1 protein-coding gene is annotated in these 273 nt (G+C 76.6%); it reads left to right on the forward strand.

All coding sequences use genetic code 11. The features are described 5' to 3' along the window. Positions 1 to 273, forward strand: a 273-nt coding sequence (locus IE98_RS0141775; RefSeq protein WP_030278047.1) for a DUF4241 domain-containing protein, incomplete at both ends; no start/stop codon positions are given.

Here is a 273-nt window from a genome sequence, read left to right on the forward strand (position 1 = left end):
GTCGTGGACTCGCCCTGGACGTCCGGGCCGCCGCGCGAGCTCGCGCTGCGCATTCCGCCCGGCGCGTACCGGGTGGACGTCGCCTGGGCGGACTCGCCCGGCCTCCTCGACGGCTCCTACTACGAGCACCGGGAGTGCGCCGCGACCCGGCTGTGCGTCCGCGACGAGCCGGTAGTCTCCTGGGAGGTCGCCCTCGGCGTGGGCGAGGACGTGTCGGGCCCGCACGCCGCGGACGCGGGGTTCACGGCGGAGGAGGCCATGGGCTGCTTCGCC

The organism is Streptomyces sp. NRRL B-24484, assembly GCF_000717715.1.
In the GTDB taxonomy this organism is placed as follows: domain Bacteria; phylum Actinomycetota; class Actinomycetes; order Streptomycetales; family Streptomycetaceae; genus Kitasatospora.